We start from the raw sequence: 804 nt of genomic DNA, 5'->3' as shown, positions 1-804 counted from the left end.
TCGGTGCCGCCGTTGAACACCCCGGACACCGCGACCAGCACGATCGCGCCGGTCGCCAGCTTCGAGTAGCGCGGCAGCGTGCTCGCCAGCAGACCGCGGCGCGGGGCGACGAACGCGGCGATCGCGGCCAGCCCGCCCGCCCACACGGCCGCGGCGAGCACGTGCAGCTGCACCGAGAGCATGCTCAGGTCGTGGTACTCCCAGTCGACGGCGTGCCCGGTCAGCGGCATCGGCAGCAGCCCGAGCAGCGCGAGCACCGCGCCCAGGTCGTCGGTGAGCCGGTCCGCGCCGTTCCCGCGGGCATCCCGGACGACCCCGGTGAGGCCGAGCGCCGCGCAGCCCGCGGCGCACCCCGCGCCCAGCGCCAGCGCCGCTCCGGCCGGGACGCCGCTGACGTAGCGGGCCACGTCCTCCGCGGTCGGGCTGCCGGTGGCGAGCTCGGCCGTGTACAGCCCGAGCAGCAGCAGCGAGCAGGCCAGCCAGCTCAGCGCCGTGACCACCGCGGCGCGCCGGGTCAGCGCGAGCAGGGCGCGGGCGCGGCCACCGTGGTCCGGGACCAGGCGGGGCAGCATGCCGAGTCCGACGGTGGCGACGGCGGCCACGTCGAGCAGCGCGCGGACGACCGGGGCGCCGTAGCGCACCGCGACCGCGGGATCGACCAGGCCGGGTACGTCGTCCGCGCCGACGTGCAGGGTCGCGGCCCAGGCCGCGGCCGCGGGCCGCAGTGCGGGGACGGCGCGCCGCGGCGGGGGGGGGGGGGGGGGGCGGGCGGCGGCGGGGGGGGGGCGCCGGGGGGGCGGGGGG

1 pseudogene is annotated in these 804 nt (G+C 80.2%); it reads right to left on the bottom strand.

The annotated features are described in order from the left end of the window. Positions 1 to 804: pseudogene (locus tag LCD33_RS28610) on the bottom strand (hypothetical protein); the annotation flags it as partial.

Origin of the sequence: Saccharopolyspora sp. 7B (assembly GCF_020177435.1) — a bacterium.
Lineage (GTDB): Bacteria > Actinomycetota > Actinomycetes > Mycobacteriales > Pseudonocardiaceae > Saccharopolyspora_C > Saccharopolyspora_C gregorii.
This window is presented reverse-complemented; position numbering and strand designations above follow the sequence as displayed.